Origin of the sequence: Streptomyces sp. NBC_00989 (genome assembly GCF_045162655.1) — a bacterium.
Lineage (GTDB): Bacteria > Actinomycetota > Actinomycetes > Streptomycetales > Streptomycetaceae > Streptomyces.
The window spans coordinates 10,082,821-10,100,354 of the sequence record NZ_CP108728.1; the positions used below are offsets into that span (position 1 = coordinate 10,082,821).

19 protein-coding genes are annotated in these 17,534 nt (G+C 70.2%); 13 read left to right on the plus strand and 6 right to left on the minus strand.

Features of this window, described 5'->3' with window-relative positions; genetic code table 11:
• Nucleotides 1-14: 14 nt before the first annotated feature.
• Together OG714_RS45340 and OG714_RS45345 are read right to left on the minus strand one after the other, a co-directional pair.
• The gene (locus OG714_RS45340) at nt 15-782 is read right to left on the minus strand and encodes a VOC family protein (RefSeq protein ID WP_406129962.1); all 768 of its coding nucleotides are present in this window, start codon (nt 780-782) and stop codon (nt 15-17) included.
• Between the two features lie 108 nt (nt 783-890).
• Nucleotides 891-1,283, minus strand: a complete 393-nt coding sequence (locus OG714_RS45345; protein WP_406129964.1) for a VOC family protein — start codon at nt 1,281-1,283, stop codon at nt 891-893.
• Nucleotides 1,284-1,359: 76 nt separating this feature from the next.
• Here OG714_RS45345 and OG714_RS45350 point away from each other — a divergent pair, with 76 nt between their 5' ends.
• Nucleotides 1,360-1,899, plus strand: coding sequence for a GNAT family N-acetyltransferase (locus OG714_RS45350; RefSeq protein ID WP_406129965.1), 540 nt, complete (start codon nt 1,360-1,362; stop codon nt 1,897-1,899).
• A 21-nt stretch (nt 1,900-1,920) separates the two neighbouring features.
• Here the strand turns inward: OG714_RS45350 and OG714_RS45355 are convergent, their stop codons facing one another.
• The gene (locus tag OG714_RS45355) at nt 1,921-2,604 is read right to left on the minus strand and encodes a glycerophosphodiester phosphodiesterase (RefSeq protein WP_406129967.1); all 684 of its coding nucleotides are present in this window, start codon (nt 2,602-2,604) and stop codon (nt 1,921-1,923) included.
• 406 nt (nt 2,605-3,010) lie between these two features.
• On the opposite strand from OG714_RS45355, the gene OG714_RS45360 reads away from it, so the two are divergent.
• The 5 genes from OG714_RS45360 to OG714_RS45380 all read left to right on the plus strand — a co-directional run bounded on the left by OG714_RS45360 (nt 3,011) and on the right by OG714_RS45380 (nt 7,631).
• Entirely contained in the window at nt 3,011-4,408 is a 1,398-nt protein-coding gene (locus OG714_RS45360; protein ID WP_406129969.1) for a DUF6421 family protein, read from the plus strand.
• 38 nt (nt 4,409-4,446) lie between these two features.
• Entirely contained in the window at nt 4,447-5,193 is a 747-nt protein-coding gene (locus tag OG714_RS45365) for an SDR family NAD(P)-dependent oxidoreductase (RefSeq protein ID WP_406132168.1), read from the plus strand.
• Nucleotides 5,190-6,260 carry a threonine aldolase family protein gene (locus OG714_RS45370; protein ID WP_406129970.1) on the plus strand — a complete coding sequence of 357 codons (1,071 nt, stop codon included), beginning with the start codon at nt 5,190-5,192 and terminating at the stop codon, nt 6,258-6,260. Before OG714_RS45365 ends, OG714_RS45370 begins: the two co-directional genes overlap by 4 nt.
• A gap of 97 nt (nt 6,261-6,357) precedes the next feature.
• The gene (locus OG714_RS45375) at nt 6,358-6,930 is read left to right on the plus strand and encodes a transglutaminase domain-containing protein (RefSeq protein ID WP_406129972.1); all 573 of its coding nucleotides are present in this window, start codon (nt 6,358-6,360) and stop codon (nt 6,928-6,930) included.
• An 8-nt stretch (nt 6,931-6,938) separates the two neighbouring features.
• Nucleotides 6,939-7,631, plus strand: coding sequence for a B3/4 domain-containing protein (locus tag OG714_RS45380; protein WP_406129974.1), 693 nt, complete (start codon nt 6,939-6,941; stop codon nt 7,629-7,631).
• 4 nt (nt 7,632-7,635) lie between these two features.
• Here the strand turns inward: OG714_RS45380 and OG714_RS45385 are convergent, their stop codons facing one another.
• Nucleotides 7,636-8,364: a lysophospholipid acyltransferase family protein gene (locus tag OG714_RS45385; RefSeq protein WP_406129976.1), complete on the minus strand. Its 729-nt coding sequence runs from the start codon at nt 8,362-8,364 to the stop codon at nt 7,636-7,638.
• A 186-nt stretch (nt 8,365-8,550) separates the two neighbouring features.
• Complete coding sequence (locus tag OG714_RS45390) at nt 8,551-8,967, minus strand: DUF4395 domain-containing protein (protein ID WP_399392548.1); 417 nt, start codon at nt 8,965-8,967, stop codon at nt 8,551-8,553.
• Nucleotides 8,968-9,042: 75 nt separating this feature from the next.
• Here OG714_RS45390 and OG714_RS45395 point away from each other — a divergent pair, with 75 nt between their 5' ends.
• The 4 genes from OG714_RS45395 (at nt 9,043) to OG714_RS45410 (ending at nt 12,233) form a co-directional block, all read left to right on the plus strand.
• The gene (locus OG714_RS45395; RefSeq protein WP_318014728.1) at nt 9,043-9,456 is read left to right on the plus strand and encodes a thioredoxin family protein; all 414 of its coding nucleotides are present in this window, start codon (nt 9,043-9,045) and stop codon (nt 9,454-9,456) included.
• Nucleotides 9,457-9,664: 208 nt separating this feature from the next.
• Nucleotides 9,665-10,174, plus strand: coding sequence for a flavin reductase family protein (locus OG714_RS45400; RefSeq protein ID WP_406129978.1), 510 nt, complete (start codon nt 9,665-9,667; stop codon nt 10,172-10,174).
• A gap of 243 nt (nt 10,175-10,417) precedes the next feature.
• The gene (locus OG714_RS45405) at nt 10,418-11,206 is read left to right on the plus strand and encodes an electron transfer flavoprotein subunit beta/FixA family protein (RefSeq protein ID WP_262062823.1); all 789 of its coding nucleotides are present in this window, start codon (nt 10,418-10,420) and stop codon (nt 11,204-11,206) included.
• Between the two features lie 64 nt (nt 11,207-11,270).
• Nucleotides 11,271-12,233, plus strand: coding sequence for an electron transfer flavoprotein subunit alpha/FixB family protein (locus OG714_RS45410; RefSeq protein ID WP_406129980.1), 963 nt, complete (start codon nt 11,271-11,273; stop codon nt 12,231-12,233).
• A 65-nt stretch (nt 12,234-12,298) separates the two neighbouring features.
• On the opposite strand, the gene OG714_RS45415 is transcribed toward OG714_RS45410, so the two are convergent.
• Nucleotides 12,299-13,192, minus strand: a complete 894-nt coding sequence (locus OG714_RS45415) for an endonuclease/exonuclease/phosphatase family protein (protein WP_406129982.1) — start codon at nt 13,190-13,192, stop codon at nt 12,299-12,301.
• Between the two features lie 184 nt (nt 13,193-13,376).
• Here OG714_RS45415 and OG714_RS45420 point away from each other — a divergent pair, with 184 nt between their 5' ends.
• From OG714_RS45420 to OG714_RS45430, 3 genes are all read left to right on the plus strand, one after another.
• Nucleotides 13,377-14,681: a DUF6986 family protein gene (locus OG714_RS45420; RefSeq protein WP_406129984.1), complete on the plus strand. Its 1,305-nt coding sequence runs from the start codon at nt 13,377-13,379 to the stop codon at nt 14,679-14,681.
• Between the two features lie 120 nt (nt 14,682-14,801).
• Nucleotides 14,802-17,003: a serine/threonine-protein kinase gene (locus OG714_RS45425; protein WP_406129986.1), complete on the plus strand. Its 2,202-nt coding sequence runs from the start codon at nt 14,802-14,804 to the stop codon at nt 17,001-17,003.
• A 56-nt stretch (nt 17,004-17,059) separates the two neighbouring features.
• Nucleotides 17,060-17,530 (plus strand): hypothetical protein, encoded by a 471-nt coding sequence (locus tag OG714_RS45430; protein WP_406129987.1) that lies wholly within the window; start codon nt 17,060-17,062, stop codon nt 17,528-17,530.
• The last annotated feature ends 4 nt before the right edge of the window (nt 17,531-17,534 follow it).

Here is a 17,534-nt window from a genome sequence, read left to right on the forward strand (position 1 = left end):
CGTGGGCGGGTGACTCAGTGCTCCTCGTCGCCCTCCGCGTACACCCCGAACATCGCCCCCTGCGGATCCCGCAGCACCGCGATCCGCCGCACGTCGCCGATGGACGTCGGCTCCATGAGGACCGTGCCGCCCGCCGCCGTAGCCGATGCGGCGGTGGCGTCGACGTCCGACACGGCGAAGTACGGCAGCCAGTGCGGCGGCACTTCCGGTGGGAACTTCGCGTCCATCGTCATCATGCCGCCGAAGTCGGCGCCGTCGATGGCCCATTGCGGGTAGCGCTCCGAGGGGCGGACGGTCCAGCCGAACACGGTCGTGTAGAAGCTCTCGGCCCGCTCGGGCGCCCGTGTCAGCAGTTCCACCCAGCCCAGCGCGCCGGGCGCGTTGAACAGCCCGGCGCCCGGGAAGGTCCGCGCCTGCCACATCTGGAACGCCGCGCCGCCCGGGTCGAGGGCGACCGCGAAGCGCCCGATGTCGAACACGTCGATCGGCTCCATCAGGAGGGTGCCGCCCTCCGTCCGTACGGTCTCGGCCGTCGCGTCGGCGTCCGCCACCGCGAACGACACGTTCCACGCCACCGGCTGCGACTCCTGGAACAGCGGTGTCAGCGCGGCGACCGCCGCGTCCCCGATGTGCGCGACCGTGTAACCGCCCGCTTCCGGCCGGGGATCGGTCTCCGGACGCCAGCCGAACACGTCCGAGTAGAACCGCTTGGCCGCCTCCAGATCGCTGGTCCCGAGCTCGGTCCAGCAGGGCCCGCCGGTCACCGGCCTGTCGAGCTTCATGGCGTTCCTTCCGCAGAAAGCTCCCCTCCCAGCACGCTAAGCCCGGGCCGCGACCCCGGCCATCCGGCACGGAAAGGGCGCCATGGCCGCCGTAGACCCAGGACCTGCCTACATCCCCGGCCGGTACCTCAGCGGATGATCCGCCGGCACCTCCACCACCACGATCCGGATCCCGTCCGGATCCGAGACCCACATCTCCACCAGCCCCCAGGGCTCCTTCACCGGCGGCCGCACGACCTCGACCCCCTTCGCCCGCAGCTCCTCGTGCGCGGCCCGCGCGTCCGCGACCTGCAACCACAGTTGTACGGCGGGGGAGGGCGGGGTGTCGGAGCGCCCGGAGACCTCCAGGAAACCGCCGCCGAGGAAGTAGACGGTCCCGCGTTCCGGGCCCGTGCCGAACTCCCGGTAGACGGGCAGGCCCAGCTGCTCGCCGTAGAAGGCGCGGGACCGCTCGGGATCGGTGGGGCGCAGCAGGATACGGCTGCTCAGTACGTGCACCATGCGGCCGGAGCCTAGTGGCCGGGGCCGCGTTACCCTCGTCTCTGCCTGAGCCGCGCCCTGATCGGAGCTGTGCACCATGGACACCACCGCCACCGGACTGACCTTCCGCGACGCCACCGACGCCGATGTGGACGCGCTCGTCGTGCTGATCGAGTCGGCCTACCGGGGTGACGACAGCCGGGCCGGCTGGACCACCGAGGCGGACATCCTCGAAGGGCAGCGGACCGATCCCGAGGGCGTGCTCGCGGTCATCAAGTCGCCCGACAGCCGGCTGCTCGTCGTGGAGCGCGAGGGCCAGGTGGTCGCCTGCTGCCAGCTCGAACACCGGGGCGCGCACGCCTACTTCGGGATGTTCGCCGTCAGCCCGCAGCTCCAGGGCGCCGGTCTCGGCAAGGTGATCATCGCGGAGGCGGAGCGCACGGCCCGGGAGGCCTGGGGTGTGCGGGAGATGCACATGACGGTGATCTCCGTACGGAACGACCTCATCGCCTGGTACGAGCGCCGCGGCTATCGCCGTACGGGCCGGATGACCCCGTTCCCGTACGGCGACGAGCGGTTCGGCATTCCGCAGCGCGACGACCTGCAGTTCGAGCTGCTGGTCAAGGAACTCGCGTAATTCCTACGGCCGTTCGGTCCGCTACGCCGTGAAGCGGCCCGTGCGTTTGATCTCCGGGTAGTCGGTCGTCGCGCCGTCCAGCCCCAGGGCGCGGACGAGCCGCAGCTGGTCCTGTGTGTTCACCACCCAGCCGATGATCTTCAAGTCCGCCTTGCGGGCGGCCTCGACGACCTCCAGGGTCAGCCTGCGGATGTTGAGACAGACCGTCTCGGCGCCGGCCTCGGTGGCGCGGTCCACCACGTCGGGGCCGAAGCGGCTGGCGATCAGCGCGGTCCGTACGCCGGGCACCAGACGGGCGATCTCGGCGATCGCCTCGTCGTGGAACGAGGACACCTCGACCCGCTCGGCCAGGTTCCGCCGGTGCATGACCTCGGCCAGCGCCCGTGCGGCAGCGAGGTCCTTGATCTCGGCCTGGATCGGCGACCTGACCGCGTCCAGTACCTCTTCGAAGACGGGCACGCGCTCGCCGCGGCCCGCGTCCAGGGTGCGCAGCTCGCCGAGGGTCCGCTCGGCGATCGGGCCGGTCCCGTCGGTCGTACGGTCCACGTCGGCGTCGTGCATGACGACGAGGGCGCCGTCCTTGCTCAGATGCAGATCGAGTTCGATGACATCGAGGCCGGCCTGCTCGGCGGCGACGAAGGAACGGAGAGTGTTCTCGGGTTCGAGACCCATGACTCCGCGGTGACCGATGGTAAGGAAGTTCAAGGTTCAACTCGCTTCCGTCGACGGCGGCTCGGCACGCGCGCGTGGGCGCGGCCGGACACCGGCGTCCACGCGGCAGAGCCGCAGCCTAATGGCCGGGCCCGGCGATGTACCCGCGCGTACACGGGGGATTGGGGGCGACGAGCGGGGTGTGCCTGGAGCGAACGGTCCGCAGCCGTCACTCCGCCGTGGGCGAGTCCGGCGGGCATTGACCGAAACCGGCCCTCGGCGGCAGGCAGTCGCCCGCCTACCCCGTCACGGCGGAAGTAATCGCCTTCTTTGTGTCCGGCAGGAAAAAGAGCGGTGACGAACAGGAGGTGCAGGATAATTTGCGGAGCCCTGCCTTGCTAGGAGAAACCATGAACGCATACGGTGTCCATACGCGAGGTTCTCCCGTGGAGGATGGGACATGACGGAAATTCTTGTGCAGGTGGGTTTTGAGGAGCGGTTTCCTCCCGTGACCAGGGTGGTGGAGCATCCGGCGTGGCCCGTGCTCAAGGATGCCGTGGAGCGGATCCGGCCATGGCAGTCGAAGGACGGCTCGATCGACTTCGCGGCCGAGGGTGCCCCGGGCCGCGCGGAGGCCGAGTCCGCCGTGCGCCGCGTGACGGGCGCCGTCGAGGAGCTTTCCCCGCTGCTCCCGCATGATGCGGCCTACCACGCCGCCCTTGTCGGGGATCTGGAGCAGTGGGCCGACGGCGGCTTCCAGGTGCCGGACTTCCTCGACTCGCTCCTGGCCTTCCAGCCCGCCGCGAACCGCCGGGACGGACTCCAGCACCTGGTCGTCTTCCCGATGTACACGCAGAACGGCAACCCGGACCGCAACCTCGAAGCGGTCGTCCTGCGCATGGTCTGGCCCGACTGGCTGGCCGACCTGGAGGCGACCCGCTACGACAACCCGCTGTTCTGCGGCATCACCTTCGAGGACTTCACGTCCGGCTACGACACCAACTCGGCTGTGCTCTTCCCCGAGACCATCGCCGTACGACAGGCGCCGGAACGGTTCTCCTGGGGTGGCATCTTCTGCGACCGCGAGGCCGCCCGCTTCCGCCGGGTCACCGAGGCCGCCGTCGACATCCTGGGCATGCGACTGCCCGAGGACGTCGCCACGATGGTCGACGACCAGAAGCGCTGCGAGGAGGCCTTCGTCCTGTGGGACATGGTCCACGACCGCACCCACAGCCACGGCGACCTGCCCTTCGACCCGTTCATGATCAAGCAGCGCCAGCCGTTCTGGATGTACGGCCTCGAAGAGCTGCGCTGCGACCTCACCGCCTTCAAGGAGGCCGTGAAGCTGGAGGCCGACGGCGTCCCCCAGGCCCGTGACGTGCAGTACGCGGTCCTCTGCGACCGCATGTTCCGCTTCCCGGTCACCGGCGAGCGCGTCCGCAACTACGACGGACTCGGCGGCCAGCTCCTCTTCGCCTACCTGCACAAGCACGACGTCGTCCGCTGGACCGACAACAAGCTGCACATCGACTGGCAGCGCGCCCCCGAGGTCACCAACCAGCTGTGCGCCGAGATCGAGGACCTCTACCGCGCGGGCATCGACCGCCCCAAGCTCGTCCACTGGTTCAAGGCCTACGAGCTGGTCGCGACCTACCTCGCCCCGCACCCGGGCTCCCGCTGGGCCAAGGGCCCGGACGCCCTGGACCTGAGCCAGCCGCCGCGGAAACTCGTGGACGACGTGCTTCCGGACGAGTTTCCGCTGAGCATGTTCTATGAGGCACTCTCCAAGAAGCTCAAGAACGTGATCGCGTCGACCCGGGGCATCACGGCGGAGAACGCCGAGCGGATCGCAGCGTGAGCGACCGTACGACCGAAGTGGCTCAGGAGGCGAGGACCATGGGGAACGGGGCGCTCAACGGCGCGGTGATCACGGTGGCCGGAGCGGGCGGGCCCGCGGGCCGTGCCGTGCTGCTGCGGCTGGCCGAGGCCGGTGCGACCGTCGTCGGCGCGGACGCGCATCCCGAACGCCTGGCGGAGGCCGTGGACGCGGCCCGCTACGCGCACGGCGGCGCCACCGTCGTCGGGGACACCGTCGACCTGCTCGACCCGCAGGCGACCCGCGACTGGGCCGAGCACATCGAGAAGGACTTCGGCCGCGTCGACGGCCTGGTCCACCTCGTCGGCGGCTGGCGCGGCAGCGCGTCCTTCACCGACACCGACCTCGCCGACTGGGACCTGCTGGAGAAACTGCTCATCCGCACCGTCCAGCACACCTCCCTGGCCTTCTACGACGGCCTGGAGCGCAGCGACCGCGGCCGCTACCTCCTGATCAGCGCGGCGGGCGCCAGCAAGCCCACGGCGGGCAACGCGGCGTACTCCGCCTCGAAGGCCGCCGCCGAGGCCTGGACCCTCGCCATGGCCGACGGCTACCGCAAGGCGGGCGGCGAGGACGGCCCCACCTCCGCGGCCGCCGTCATGGTGGTGAAGGCGCTGGTGCACGACGCGATGCGCGCCGAACGCCCGAACGCGAAGTTCGCGGGCTTCACCGACGTCAAGGACCTCGCCGAGGCCATCGCGGGCGTCTGGGACAAGCCCGCCACCGAAGTGAACGGAAACCGTCTGTGGCTGACCGAGAAGCCGTGAACCCTCCGAAGACCGACGCCCGTCGCCACCACGACCCGGAGATCCGCGGCTTCGCCAGCGACAACTACGCCGGCGCCCACCCCGAGGTGCTCGCCGCCCTGGCCCTCGCCAACGGCGGCCACCAGGTCGCGTACGGCGAGGACGACTACACCGACCACCTCCAGGGCATCATCCGCAGCCACTTCGGGGCCACGGCGGAGGCCTTCCCGGTCTTCAACGGCACCGGCGCGAACGTCGTCGCCCTCCAGGCGGTCACCGACCGCTGGGGCGCGGTCATCTGCGCCGAGAGCGCCCACATCAACGTCGACGAGGGCGGCGCCCCCGAGCGCATGGGCGGCCTGAAGCTCCTCACGGTGCCCACTCCCGACGGCAAGCTCACACCCGAACTGATCGACAAGCAGGCCTACGGCTGGGACGACGAACACCGCGCGATGCCGCAGGTCGTGTCGATCACCCAGAGCACCGAACTCGGCACCCTCTACACGCCCGACGAGATCCGCGCGATCTGCGACCACGCCCACGCGCACGGCATGAAGGTGCACCTCGACGGCTCCCGGATAGCCAACGCGGCGGCCTCACTTGACGTCCCGATGCGGACGTTCACCAACGCGGTCGGCGTCGACATCCTCTCCCTCGGGGGCACCAAGAACGGCGCGCTGTTCGGCGAGGCGGTCGTGGTGATCAACCAGGACGCCGTCAGCCACATGAAGCACCTGCGCAAGCTGTCCATGCAGCTCGCCTCCAAGATGCGCTTCGTTTCGGTGCAGTTGGAGGCGCTGCTCGCCAAGGACCTGTGGCTGCGCAACGCCCGCCACGCGAACGAGATGGCCCAGCGCCTCGCCGAGGGCGTGCGCGCGGTGCACGGCGTGGAGATCCTCTACCCGGTGCAGGCCAACGGCGTCTTCGCCCGCCTCCCGCACGACGTCAGTGAGCGCCTTCAGAAGCGTTTCCGCTTCTACTTCTGGGACGAGGCCGCCGGCGACGTCCGCTGGATGTGCGGCTTCGACACGACCGAGGACGACGTGGACGCGTTCGTGGCGGCGCTCAAGGAGGAGATGGCCCGCTAGGCCTGTCGGCTCGGAGGCGGGTCGCGTTGTGCATAGATATGCGATTACCTGAAAAGTCATTGACTCTCGGGTGATCGCTTTCCTATGCTCTGAGGTCATGGAGCTGATCCAGAACGCCCCCGACCTGTCCGCCTACTTGGCTGCCGACGAGGTCATCGACCATGAGCATCCCCTCGTACGGGAGACGGCCGCGCGGCTGGCCAGGAGTGCCGAGGACTCGTATGGCTATGCACGGCTGGCGTTCGAGTTCGTCCGCGACACCATCCCGCACTCGCAGGACTCCGGCGATCCGCGCGTCACCTGGCGGGCCTCCGACGTCCTGGAGCAGGGCACCGGCATCTGCTACGCCAAGGCGCACGCGCTGGCCGCGCTGCTGCGAGCCGAGGACATTCCTACGGCGCTCTGCTACCAGAAGTTCGACGTGGTCCACGGGTTGGTCGCCGTGCGGTTCAACGGGGCCTGGCACCGGCAGGATCCGCGCGGCAACAAGCCGGGAGTGGACGCGCGGTTCTCGCTCGACGGCGAGCAGCTGGCCTTCGTGACCGACCCTGAGTTCAATGAGCTGGACTATCCGGTCCTGTATGCTGAACCGCACCCGGTCGTGCTCCGCGCCCTCAAGGCCGCCCCCGACCGGTCGCACCTGTGGCAGACACTCCCGACCGCACTCTGAGGCACACCATGACCCTCAACCTGACCGTGTCCGACGAAGTCCGCGCCCTCGCCCCCGGGTTCACCCACGTGGCGATCGAGGCGACCGGACTGGTCAACGGGCCGAGCACCGACGCGAGTTCGGCGCTCCTCGACGACGCGGCCCGCCGACTCGCCGTACGGCTGGACGGGCGCGCGCCGCACGAGGATCCGCACATGGTGGCCTGGCGCGAGGTGTACACGGCGTTCGGGTCGAAGCCTTCGCGGACCCGCAACTCGGCCGAGGCGCTGGCCAAGAGGGCGCTTTCGGATGCCGGGCTGCCCCGGATCAACGTGCTGGTCGACCTCTACAACGCCATCAGCGTGGCCCACTTGATCCCTGTGGGCGGTGAGGACACCGACCGTATCCAGGGTGGGATGACCCTCCAACGGGCCACCGGGGACGAGGAGTTCGTGACCGTCGCGGGCGGCGAGGAGGCCGTGGAACATCCCGACGCGGGCGAGGTGGTGTGGCGGGACGCGGCCGGTGTCACCTGCCGTCGCTGGAACTGGAGGCAGGGGCCGCGCACCAGGCTCACGGAGGAAACGGCCTCCGCCGTCTTCCTGTTGGAGAGTCTGGCGCCGATGCCCGTCGCCGAGGTGGAGCGTGCGGGCGCTGAACTGGCCGAACTGCTCGAGAAGTTCAGCCCCGGGGCGCGGATCACCGTCCACGCCCCGGCGTGACGATTCAGCGCGCCTCGGCCGCCTTGACCTCTTCGGGAGTCGGTGCCGTGCCGCCGAGATGGGCCGGCATCCACCACGTGTCGTCCGGGCCCTTGGGCCGTACCGGATAGGCGCGTTGGGCGGCTTCGAGCAGCTCCTGGACGCGCTCGCGCAGCCGGCGGGTGATCGCGCCCGCGTACTGGTCCTGGGGAGCCTCCACCGGCTCGCCGACCCGGATGGTGATCGGGGTGTGGCTGCGCTTGAAGTTCTTCGGGTGGCCCTTGGTCCACAGGCGCTGGGTGCCCCACAGCGCCATCGGGATGATCGGGACGCCGGCCTCCTGGGCCATGCGCGCCGCACCGGACTTGAAGCTCTTCAGGGTGAAGGACTGCGAGATGGTCGCCTCGGGGAAGACGCCGACGATCTCGCCGGACCGCAGCGACTCCAGCGCGTGCTGGTAGGCCGTCTCGCCCTGCTCGCGGTCCACCGGGATGTGCTTCATGCCGCGCATCAGCGGACCCGAGATCTTGTGCCGGAACACCGACTCCTTCGCCATGAAGCGCACCAGGCGCTTCTGCGGCAGGGCGGCCAGGCCGTCGAAGATGAAGTCCAGGTAGCTGATGTGGTTGCTGACCAGCACGGCACCGCCCGAGCGCGGAATGTTCTCCGACCCCTTGCAGTCGATCTTGAGGTCCCAGGCCTTGAACAGCGTTTGGGCGAGACCGATGACGGGGCGGTAGACAAGCTCAGCCATGGACGGGGTGGACCCTTCTCTCTGCCTGGAAGGGGTTCTCCGGGCGGGAAAGCTACGCAGCCGTAGGTTTACGGCATTGCGCAGATCGTGCCCCAAGAACGAACGACTGGCCAGCCCTCGTGCCGCAGAACGGCGAGATCCTCGTCACGTCGATCGCTTGATCCACCTCGGCCTTTTAAGCGGCCTTTACTGTGCGCGTACCGTCACTCGACGCACGAGCAGGTACATCTCGCACCCCAGGCAGTACCCGAACGCGGCGTTGAGGAACGCGGCCGCCAGCGCGGCCCCGGTCGCGGCGAGTCCCAGCCAGTCGGGACCCAGGCCGAAACCGACCAGACCCACCCCGGCGAAGACCAGTCCGACCGCCTGCGCGAACCGCGGCGGCTCCGGTGACTCGAACTCGGTCGGCGGCCCGATCCGGGGCCGCACGGCCTTCCGGAACAGCCAGCCGTACGGCGAACGGCCCACCCCGCCCGCCGCGCCCAGCGCGAACGCCAGGGTCTGCCAGGCCAGCAGCCAGAAGCTGCCGGTGATCAGCACGACCGCCAGTACTGCGGTCGTCAGGGCCGCCCCGAAGCGCGGTCCTCTTACGTCGATGTCCATGAATCAAGGATTCCGCAGGGGAAACGATTCTGAGTGCCGGGAATCTTTGCAGTCTCGTGAACGCTGGAAGGGTCGATGAGCGGACTTGTGGTGTGCGTGGTGGTGCTCGCGGCGGCGAGCGCCTACGGAGTGCTGCATCGGCGGCGGAGCGGGAGAGTACGCGTGCGTGGGCGCGACGGCGGAAAACGGCTCGGTGCCGCGGAGCTGGGTGGCGACCTCGGCGAAAAGGCCACCCTGGTGCAGTTCTCCAGCGCCTTCTGCGCGCCCTGCCGGGCCACGCGCCGGGTGCTGGGCGAGGTGGCCGGCATGGTCCCCGGTGTGAGTCACATCGAGATCGACGCCGAGGACCATCTGGACCTCGTACGGGAACTCGACATCCTGAAGACCCCCACCGTGCTGGTTCTCGACGCCGACGGGCGGGTCGTACGGCGTGCCACCGGCCTCCCCCGCAAGGCGGATGTCATCGCGGCTCTGGGGGAGGCGGTCTGACGGTCGTGACGACGACGGTGAGTCATCTCCCATATGCCGGAACGTACTTGACTGTGCGCACCACCTATCGTCAATCTGACCGTATGCCTTCGGAACTCCTTCTCTACGGGCGGGTGCACGTCGACCTGGCCCGCACCGCGAGCGCGCGCTGTCCGGGCTGTTGAGCAGCCACGGTCCCGCTCGTCGCCTCCCCAAGAAGGACAGTTCCATGACGGCCACGCCCGATCTCGGCACTTCTCGGCTCGCCTCTCCCGACCTGCTGCGTTCCGTCTTCCGGCAGCACGCGGCCGGTGTGGCGGTGATCACCGCGCGCGGTGAGAACGGCCCGGTCGGCTTCACCGCCACCTCGCTGAGCTCCGTCTCCGCGCAGCCCCCGATGCTGTCCTTCGGGATCAGCACCGGCGCCTCCAGCTGGCCGGCGATATCCGGGGCCGACCATGTCGGCGTGCACATACTCGGCGAGCACCAGGAACAGTTGGCGGCCACCTTCGCCCGCAGCGGCGCCGACCGGTTCGGGGCGCCCACCGTCTGGCACGAGGGTCCCGAGGGTGTGCCGGTCCTCGACGGCGTGCTCGCCTGGCTGGTGTGCCGGGTCGTCGCGCGCGTGCCCGCCGGGGACCACCGCATCGTGCTGGCCGAGGTCGTTCTCGGCGACCCCGCGGGCTCCGGCCGCCCGCTCCTCTACCACCAGGGGCGCTTCAACGGGCTGCGTGACTGAGGCCACTTCGGGTGGGTGACGGGCCACCCTGCGGAAGCGTCGAGTTCCGATTACGCTGCGTTGCACAGGTCACAGTTCAAAGCGCTTGCTTAGCGGGCACCCCTTGGGGGAGCGTAGGAGTGCGTACTGGCGAGTAATATTTCGCTCGGAGCACCGATCGCCCCCACCGGGAACGGCCGTTCAGGGCGCCTATGCTGCCTGGAAGTAGGCAGCCGAAAATGACGATGCAGTAGGAGAGCCGGCGTGAGCTTGAGGATCGTTGTCACTGTGAAGTACGTGCCCGACGCCACTGGCGACCGGCACTTCGCCGATGACCTGACCGTCGACCGGGACGACGTGGACGGTCTGCTCTCCGAGCTCGACGAGTACGCGGTCGAGCAGGCGCTGCAGATCTCCGAGAACTCGGACGACGACGTGGAGATCACCGTCCTGACCGTGGGCCCGGAGGACGCCAAGGACGCCCTGCGCAAGGCGCTGTCCATGGGCGCCGACAAGGCGATCCACGTCGAGGACGACGACCTGCACGGCACCGACGTCATCGGCACCTCCCTGGTGCTGGCCAAGGCGATCGAGAAGGCCGGCTTCGACCTGGTCGTCTCCGGCATGGCCTCCACCGACGGCACCGCCGGTGTGATCCCCGCCCTGCTGGCCGAGCGCCTGGGCGTCCCGCAGGTCACGCTGCTCTCCGAGGTCTCCGTCGCGGACGGCGTCGTCAAGGGCCGCCGTGACGGCGACACCGCCAGCGAGCAGCTGGAGGCGTCCCTGCCGGCCGTCGTGTCGGTCACCGACCAGTCGGGCGAGGCGCGTTACCCGTCCTTCAAGGGCATCATGGCCGCCAAGAAGAAGCCGGTTCAGGCCTGGGACCTCTCCGACCTGGAGATCGACACCGACGAGGTCGGCCTCGAAGGCGCCTGGACCGCCGTCGACTCCGCGGCCCAGCGCCCCGCGCGCACCGCCGGCACGATCGTCAAGGACGAGGGCGAGGGCGGCAAGCAGCTCGCCGAGTTCCTCGCGGGCCAGAAGTTCATCTAAGGCCCCCAAGGCCCAACTCGCTCACCGCCCCTCAGACTTCGCAAGCACGCAGGAGACCATTCCCATGGCTGAAGTTCTCGTCTACGTCGACCACGTGGACGGCGCCGTCCGCAAGCCCACCCTGGAGCTGCTGACCCTGGCCCGCCGCATCGGCGAGCCCGTCGCGGTCGCCCTCGGCCCCGGTGCCGAGAACACCGCCGCCGCGCTCGCCGAGCACGGCGCGGTGAAGGTCCTCACCCACGACGCCGCCGAGTACGCCGACTACCTCGTCGTACCGAAGGTCGACGCCCTCCAGGCCGCCTACGACGCCGTCTCCCCGGCCGCCGTCCTGGTGCCGTCCTCCGCCGAGGGCAAGGAGATCGCCGCCCGCCTCGCGGTGCGTATCGGCTCCGGCATCATCACCGACGCCACCGACCTGGAGGCCGGCGACGAGGGCCCCGTGGCCACCCAGTCGGTGTTCGCCGCCTCCTTCACCACCAAGACCCGGGTCTCCAAGGGCACCCCGGTCATCACCGTGAAGCCGAACTCGGCCGCCGTGGAGGCCGCTCCGGCCGCCGGCACCGTCGAGGCGCTCGCGGTCACCTTCTCGGACAAGGCCACCGGCACCAAGGTCACCGCGCGCACCCCGCGTGAGTCGACCGGCCGCCCGGAGCTGACCGAGGCCGCGATCGTCGTCTCCGGTGGCCGCGGTGTGAACGGCGCGGACAACTTCGCGATCATCGAGGCCCTCGCCGACTCCCTCGGCGCGGCCGTCGGCGCCTCGCGTGCCGCCGTCGACGCCGGCTGGTACCCGCACTCCAACCAGGTCGGCCAGACCGGCAAGAGCGTGTCCCCGCAGCTGTACATCGCCAACGGCATCTCCGGCGCGATCCAGCACCGCGCAGGCATGCAGACCTCGAAGACGATCGTGGCCGTCAACAAGGACGCCGAGGCCCCGATCTTCGACCTCGTCGACTACGGCGTGGTCGGCGACCTCTTCGACGTCGTCCCGCAGCTCACCGAAGAGGTCAACTCCCGCAAGGGCTGATCCCGGGCTGACGCCTTCAGGCTGTACGAGGCTCCCGCGACCCATGTGGTCGCGGGAGCCTTCGTTCATCCCAGCGTGATGGTCGACTGCACCGGCAGATGGTCGCTCGGGAACTGGCTGTTCTCGGAGAAGGTGTTGAGGACCGTCCGGCGCACGGTGACTCCCGGGGAGACCAGGATCCAGTCGATGCGCGGACCTTCCGGCACGAGCGCGCGGTAACCGTGGAAGCTGCCGTAGAGCTGCCCCCGCGCGGCCGCCGCGTCCCAGGTGTCCCTGAGGCCGGCGTCCAGCATCGTGGAGTAGACCGAGGTGGTGTACGCGGCGGTGTTGAAGTCGCCGGTCACCACGAGCGGCAGGGAGCTGTCCAGGTGGGCGACGCGTTCGGTGATGAGTGTGGCGGCACGCTCGCGTGCGTACTGACTCGCGTTGTCCAGGTGGGTGTTGAGGACGTAGAACTCCCGGTCGCCGTCCCCGAGATCGCGGAAGCGGATCCAGGTGGCGATGCGCGGATGGGCGCCGCCCCAGGTGTTCGACCCGATCACGGCGGGCGTGTCGGAGAGCCAGAACTGGTCGTACTCGACGGGGGCGAGGCGGCGGGTGTCGTAGAAGATCGCCGTCTCCTCGTCGAAGCTGCCGCCCTTGCGGCCGCCGCCGATCCAGTCGTAGTGCGGTGCCAGGTCCTGCTTGATGTCCTGGAGCTGTGCGTAGAGGCCCTCCTGGGTGCCGATGATGTCGGGGGCCGCGCGGAGCAGCAGGTCGCGCATCACCGGGCGGCGGACCTTCCAGCTGTTGGGCTCGTCGGTGCTCGCGTAGCGCAGGTTGAACGTCATGACGTCCAGCAGGCGGATCTCGTTCCGGACGGTGCCGGAGCGTACGGTTCCGATCAGTGGCAGGGCAATGGCGGCCGCCACCAGTGTGGTGAGCCCCGCGCGACGGGTGACCGTCCTGACAGTCGGCATGTGCGGCCCCTCCCTTTGCGAGTCAGGATGAAGGGGCGAAGGGCTGGGCGGAAGAGGGCCTCGGGGCGGGGGTGAACGCCCGGGTTCACGGCGTGGACAGGGTGTTGACCGGCGGGAAGCTCCATGGATAACTTCGTTCTACGGATTGTTGATTCCGTAGAGCGGAAAACTGGAGGGTGTGGGAATGGGACACGGCGAGCAGGAGAAGGTGGCGACGAGCCTCGCGGGCGCGGTCAGCGAGGAGATCAGCGCGTCCCTGGCACCGGTCGACGCCGAACTGGAGCGCCGCTACCCCGGCGACCCCGGCACCCGCCAGCCCGTCCACACGGTCTACGTCCCCGGTGACGTCTTCGCCGCCGACACGATCCGCACCTGGGGCGACCGGGCCCTGGCCGCCCTCGACGAACATGCCCCCGACGCGGCCTCCTTCGCCGCCGTCCTCGGCCTCTCCGACGACCTCGCGGAGCCCGTCCACGCGCGCGTGCGGGCCAAGTTGGAGCGCGAGCCCATCGAGGACCTGCGCGTCGACTTCGAGGACGGCTACGGCCCCCGCCCCGACGCCGAGGAGGACGAGGCCGCCGCCCGCGCGGCCCGCCTGATCGCCGAGGCGTACGAGAACGGCACGGCGGCGCCGTACATGGGCATCCGTATGAAGTGCATGGAGGCGCCGGTGCGCGACCGGGGCATCCGTACCCTCGACATCTTCCTGACCGGGCTCATGGAGGCAGGCGGGCTGCCCGAGGGGCTGGTCCTGACGCTGCCCAAGGTCACGTACGCCGAGCAGGTCACCGCGATGGTGCGCCTCCTGGAGGCCTTCGAGAAGGCGCGCGGGCTGGAGCGGGGCCGGATCGGCTTCGAGATCCAGATCGAGACCAGCCAGTCGATCCTCGCCACCGACGGCACGGCGACCGTCGCCCGCATGATCCAGGCCGCCGAGGGCCGCGCCACCGGCCTGCACTACGGCACCTTCGACTACAGCGCCTGCCTCGGCGTCTCCGCCGCCTACCAGGCCAGCGACCACCCGGCCGCCGACCACGCCAAGGCGATCATGCAGGTCGCCGCGGCCGGGACGGGCGTGCGTGTCTCGGACGGCTCGACGAATGTCCTTCCGGTCGGGCCCACCGCGAAGGTCCACGACGCCTGGCGGCTGCACTACGGCCTCACCCGGCGAGCCCTGTCCCGTGCCTACTACCAGGGCTGGGACATGCACCCCGGCCACATCCCCACCCGCTACGCGGCCGTCTTCGCCTTCTACCGCGAAGGCTTCGAACAGGCCGCCGCCCGCCTCGCCCGCTACGCCAACCACGCCGGCGGCGACGTCATGGACGAGCCCGCCACCGCCAAGGCCCTCAGCGGCTATCTGCTGCGCGGCCTGGACTGCGGCGCGCTCGACATCGCCGAGGTGGCCCGGGCGACCGGGCTGACCCGGATGGACCTGGAGGGCTTCGCGGCACCGCGCCGGGGCGATCTGACGGCATCCGCCAAGTAGCGGACCTGTCACAGGTGTTGGCGCCGGCTTCTGTTGTCACTGCCGCCCCGTAGGCTGTACGGCGTTCATGGTTGTGCCACAGGGACGGAGCGGGCGGTGCCTTCGGGGGAGAGCGGACGCGTGGACGGGGTCGACCGATTGCTGGCCGGGCGCTATCGCGTCGTGGCCCAACTCGGGCGTGGCGGCATGGGCGTTGTCTGGCGGGCCGTCGACGAGGTCCTCGGCCGCGAGGTCGCCGTCAAGGAACTGCGCACCTTCACCGACGCCCACGGACCCGAACTGGCCGACCTGCGCCTGCGGATGCAGCGCGAGGCGCGGGCGGCGGCGCGGGTCCGCCATCCCGGCGTGGTCGCCGTGCACGACATCGCCGAGGTCGACGGACGCCCGCTGATCGTCATGGAGCTGATCGACGGTCCCTCCCTGGACGACGTGCTGGGGGAGCGCGGCCCGATCGACCCGCGCGAGGCGGCCGGGATCGGCGCGAAGGTGATGGAGGCGCTGGCCGCGGCCCACTCCGTCGGCGTCCTGCACCGAGATGTGAAGCCCGGCAACATCCTGTTGGACCACTCGGGCCGGGTCGTCCTCACGGACTTCGGCATAGCGACGATGGACGACCCGGGCGACGGTTCCGCCACCCACCTCACGCGCAGCGGCGAACTCATCGGCTCCCTGGACTACTTGGCCCCCGAGCGTGCCCAGGGCGCGGACCCGGGCCCGGCGTCGGACGTCTGGGCCTTGGGTGCCACGCTGTATGCCGCGGTCGAGGGCGCGTCCCCGTTCCGCCGCACGTCCACGTACTCCACCCTCACGGCGATCGTCTCCGAGCCCTTGCCGGAATCCCGGCGGGCGGGTCGGCTCGGGCCTGTCCTGCGGCAACTGATGGAGAAGCAGGCGGAGTTGCGGCCCGGGGCGGATGTGGCGCGGGAGCTGTTGGAGGGGGTCGCGGGGGCGCCGGGGGTGGATTTGCCTACGGCTGTGCTGCGGGGAGCAGGGGGCGGGGTTCCTGCGGTGCCGCCGGGGTTCGGAGCGGTGGAGTCGCGGGGGAGTGGGAGTGCGGGGGCGGGAGCGGGGGTTCCGGAACCGACGGGGTCGAAGGAGTCAACGGAGGCGCGGGCGGCGGGACTTGGGGCGGCGGGGGCGGCCCTGGCAGATACTGATCTCGGTGCTGGCACCGGTGCTGGAGTCCGGGGCGCGGGCGCCGCTGAGCCTACGGAGAGTGGGCAGGGTCTCGGGGCTGTGCGCCATGCGGCTCCAGCCGGGCAGGGGTTCGGTACCGGCGAGCCGGCCGGAGGCAGCAGCGGACCGGGGAGCGGTGGCTCGCCCGAGGACGCGGGACCGGAGGGGGCCGGGGTCGACGCCTCGGGCTGGTCCGGATCGGGAGGGTCAACACCTGGGTCGCCAGGGCGACTTGGAGCCGCCGCGTACGGAGTGGGTGCGGCAGGCCTGCCCGGAGCGGGAGTGCAGGGCCCTGATTCTTCGGAGCGACCGGCAGCGGACGCGTCCGCTGCCACGCCCCTTCCCACTCCCACGCTGACTCCCACTCCTACCTTCGTGCCCCATGGGTTCGGCCCACCCCTCGCTCCGGTGTCCCCCGTGGCCCCCGCGCCTCACCCCTCTCCGCCGACCGGTCCCATGACCCACCCGCCGGCCGCGCCTCGCCGCAAGGCCCGCATCCTGATAGCCGCCGCTGCCGTGGTGGCCGTCCTCGCCGGTGCCGGAGTGGTCGTCGCCCGTATGGTCAACTCCGCTGACACCAAGGTCACTTCGCAGCCCAGTGCCTCATCCCCGGCCGGTGCCGGTGTCGGCCCCGCCTCGCCCAGCGGACGTACGGACGCCGACCGCTCGATCGAGGCCGAGCCCACCGGGCAGGGCGGCGACGGGACCCAGGCGCCGACGCAGCGGCACACCGGCAAGGGGGAGAACACGGCGGCGGGGCAGGATCCCACCGTCGCGCCGAGCAAGTCCATGTCCTCCGGCGGCGGAAGCACCGGCGGTGGCGCCCCCGCGACGGGCGGAGCCACTCCCAGTTCCAGTCCCGCCTCCGTCTGTCAGTCCATCGGCGGTGGCAAGTACAACTGTCAGGTGTGGCGCAGCGCCAAGTCCTACACCGCGTCCGGCACCGAAGCTGGCGTCCTCGGCGCCGGTACCAACTATTTCTTCTGCCAACAGCACCTGGGCCGCCGAGAGACGTACGGTCAGTGGACCAACGTCTGGTGGGCCAAGACGGACGACGACAGCGGCAACACCGACGTCTATGTCAGCGACGTCTACCTCAAGGGCGGGGGCAACGACGAGCCGATTCCGGGGCTGCCGGTCTGTTGACGTACCTCTCTCGGAACTGTCGGAAGTCCCGGAATCGATCGCAAGAGGTGACGGTGGTGGACAACGTCCCGTCCGCGGACGCGGATCGGCAGAAGCAAGGCACCCTCGTGGTGTCCAGGGCACCGGACGGTGGCCGTGATCAGTTCCGGCGCTACAAGGTGTTCATCGACGACACCCAGGTCGGCCTGATCGGCCGCGGACAGACCTTGCGTCTCGACCTGCCGGTCGGCCCCCATCGGCTGCAACTGAGGATCGCCTGGTGCTCCAGCCCGACCCTGACAGCCATGGTGGAACCGGGGGAGACCACTTACTTCCGCTGCGCCCCCGGTGGTGAGCCGGCCGAGGCGCTGAGTGCCGTGACCGTGGGCGCAGCCGACTACATCGCGCTCCAGCAGACCGACGGGCCGATGGAGGCGACCAGAGCTCCCCGGAACGGCACGACCCGCTTCCAGCTGGCGACCGCGCTGGGTTTCCTCGGTGGCTGCCTCGCCCTCATCGCGGCCTGGACCTGGCACTGGGCCGGCTGAAGAA